The sequence below is a fragment of the Pseudogracilibacillus sp. SE30717A genome (assembly GCF_037071985.1).
In the GTDB taxonomy this organism is placed as follows: Bacteria; Bacillota; Bacilli; order Bacillales; family Amphibacillaceae; genus Pseudogracilibacillus.
Genome location: NZ_JAXHDF010000021.1, coordinates 1 through 2923, shown reverse-complemented (window position 1 = coordinate 2923; position 2923 = coordinate 1). Strand labels below are relative to the sequence as shown.

At 50.5% G+C, this 2923-nt stretch carries 1 rRNA gene; it reads left to right on the top strand.

The window, feature by feature from the left end:
• Positions 1–2879: ribosomal RNA gene (locus SPD48_RS19850) — 23S ribosomal RNA — on the top strand; the annotation flags it as partial.
• Between the last annotated feature and the right edge of the window lie 44 nt (positions 2880–2923).

Genomic DNA, 2923 nt, shown 5'->3' with positions numbered 1-2923 from the left:
GAAGGACGGGACTAACGCCGATATGCCTCGGGGAGTTGTAAGTAAACTGTGATCCGAGGATTTCCGAATGGGGAAACCCACTATTCGTAATGGAATAGTACATCTACTTGAATACATAGAGTAGATGAAGCAGACCCAGGGAATTGAAACATCTTAGTACCTGGAGGAAGAGAAAGCAAATGCGATTTCCGTAGTAGCGGCGAGCGAAATGGAATGTAGCCCAAACCAGTAAGTTTACTTACTGGGGTTGTAGGACACTTCATTAGGAGTTACAAAGAAATATGTTAGATGAATCGATCTGGAAAGGTCAGCCATAGAAGGTAACAGCCCTGTAATCGAAAATGTATTTCCTCCGAAGTGGATCCTGAGTACGGCGGAACACGTGAAATTCCGTCGGAATCCGGGAGGACCATCTCCCAAGGCTAAATACTCCCTAGTGACCGATAGTGAACCAGTACCGTGAGGGAAAGGTGAAAAGTACCCCGAGAGGGGAGTGAAAGAGTACCTGAAACCGTGTGCCTACAAGTAGTCGGAGCACTTTAATGTGTGACGGCGTACCTATTGCAGAATGGACCGGCGAGTTACGATTGTATGCAAGGTTAAGTGATTTATTCACGGAGCCGCAGCGAAAGCGAGTCTGAAATGGGCGTCTTTAGTATGCGGTCGTAGACCCGAAACCGTGTGATCTACCCATGTCCAGGGTGAAGGTCAGGTAACACTGACTGGAGGCCCGAACCCACGTATGTTGAAAAATGCGGGGATGAGGTGTGGGTAGGGGTGAAAAGCCAATCGAACACGGAGATAGCTGGTTCTCTCCGAAATAGCTTTTGGGCTAGCCTCAAGATATAGGAGTGTTGGAGGTAGAGCACTGATTGGACTAGGGGCCCTCATCGGGTTACCGAATTCAGTCAAACTCCGAATGCCAATTACTTCATCTTGGGAGTCAGACAGTGGGTGATAAGGTTCATTGTCGAGAGGGAAACAACCCAGACCACCAGTTAAGGTCCCAAAGTATACGCTAAGTGGAAAAGGATGTGAAGTTGCACAGACAACCAGGATGTTGGCTTAGAAGCAGCCACCATTTAAAGAGTGCGTAATAGCTCACTGGTCGAGTGACTTTGCGCCGAAAATGTACCGGGGCTAAGCGTATCACCGAAACTGTGGATTGTTCCGTAGGAACAATGGTAGGAGAGCGTTCTACGTGCAGCGAAGCAAGATCGTGAGGACTTGTGGAGCGCGTTAGAAGTGAGAATGCCGGTATGAGTAACGAAAAAAGAGTGAGAATCTCTTTCACCGAAAGCCTAAGGTTTCCTGAGGAAGGTTCGTCCTCTCAGGGTTAGTCGGGACCTAAGCCGAGGCCGAAGGGCGTAGGCGATGGACAACAGGTTGATATTCCTGTACCACCTCGTGATCGTTTGAACGATGGGGAGACGCAGGAGGATAAGGAAAGCGCACGGATGGATGTGTGCGCCCAAGCAGTAAGGGAGTTGGATAGGCAAATCCGTCCAACAATCTTGAGCTGTGATGGGGAGGGAAATTTAGTACCGAAGTTCCTGATTCCACACTGCCTAGAAAAACCTCTAGTAAGATCACAGGTGCCCGTACCCGAAACCGACACAGGTAGGCGCGGAGAGTATCCGAAGGTGAGCGGGAGAACTCTCGTTAAGGAACTCGGCAAAATGACCCCGTAACTTCGGGAGAAGGGGTGCTTCTTGTAAGAGAAGCCGCAGTGAACAGGCCCAAGCGACTGTTTAGCAAAAACATAGGTCTCTGCGAAGCCGCAAGGCGAAGTATAGGGGCTGACACCTGCCCGGTGCTGGAAGGTTAAGGGGATGTGTTAGTGCGTAAGCGCGAAGCATTGAACCGAAGCCCCAGTAAACGGCGGCCGTAACTATAACGGTCCTAAGGTAGCGAAATTCCTTGTCGGGTAAGTTCCGACCCGCACGAAAGGTGCAACGACTTGGGCACTGTCTCAACGAGAGACCCGGTGAAATTATACTATGCGTGAAGATGCGCATTACCCGCGACAGGACGGAAAGACCCCGTGGAGCTTTACTGTAATCTGATATGGAATGTTTGTGCAGCTTGTACAGGATAGGTGGGAGCCTGAGAAACGTGAGCGCTAGCTTACGTGGAGGCACTGGTGGGATACCACTCTGGCTGTATGAACATTCTAACCCAGGACCGTGATCCGGTCCGGAGACAGTGTCAGAATGGCAGTTTGACTGGGGCGGTCGCCTCCCAAAAAGTAACGGAGGCGCTCAAAGGTTCCCTCAGAATGGTTGGAAATCATTCTCCGAGTGTAAAGGCAGAAGGGAGCTTGACTGCGAGACCAACAAGTCGAGCAGGGACGAAAGTCGGACTTAGTGATCCGGTGGTTCCGCATGGAAGGGCCATCGCTCAACGGATAAAAGCTACCCCGGGGATAACAGGCTTATCTCCCCCAAGAGTTCACATCGACGGGGAGGTTTGGCACCTCGATGTCGGCTCATCGCATCCTGGGGCTGTAGTCGGTCCCAAGGGTTGGGCTGTTCGCCCATTAAAGCGGTACGCGAGCTGGGTTCAGAACGTCGTGAGACAGTTCGGTCCCTATCCGTCGTGGGCGTTGGAAGTTTGAGAGGAGCTGTCCTTAGTACGAGAGGACCGGGATGGACACACCACTGGTGTACCAGTTGTTCCGCCAGGAGCATAGCTGGGTAGCTACGTGTGGCAAGGATAAGTGCTGAAAGCATCTAAGCACGAAACCCGCCTCAAGATGAGACTTCCCATCATTTTAAATGAGTAAGATCCCTTACGAGACGATAAGGTTGATAGGTTCGAGGTGGAAGCGTAGCGATACGTGAAGCTGACGAATACTAATAGATCGAGGACTTAACTAAGTTTATTTACGTTGATGATTATTGATGTTCTTATTTAGTTTTTA